Genomic DNA, 302 nt, shown 5'->3' with positions numbered 1-302 from the left:
TACTTCACGAATCGCCCGAGGAAGTAGGATTAGACGCGCCCGCGTGGTCTGTTCCACTAGCTCGTCACTATCTCGCCGAAGAGTTTGACGTTGAGTACTGTGAGCGGCACGTCCGGAGATTGATGTCTGAGGCCGGGCTGTCCTGGAAGACAGCCCGGCCGGAGTTCTACAAATCCGACGNNCCGGCTCGCTGATGAGCCGGTCGAGCAAGTCGCCTACGACGATCCGCGCGAAGGCAGACCAACCGAACTCTCTGATGAACAGCACAAGCGGTTCGTCAAGGTACTTCACGAATCGCCCGA

The 302-nt window shown here is 58.7% G+C and carries 1 pseudogene; it reads left to right on the top strand.

Annotation, left to right across the window (positions count from 1 at the left end):
* Positions 1 to 174, top strand: a pseudogene (locus tag Z052_RS21385) (winged helix-turn-helix domain-containing protein); the annotation flags it as partial.
* Positions 175 to 302 lie beyond the last annotated feature (128 nt).

Source organism: Halorubrum sp. C191 (assembly GCF_002727095.1).
GTDB classification, from domain to species: Archaea; Halobacteriota; Halobacteria; order Halobacteriales; family Haloferacaceae; genus Halorubrum; species Halorubrum ezzemoulense.
Note: the sequence above shows the minus strand (reverse complement) of the source record. Positions and strands in the feature narration are given on the sequence as shown.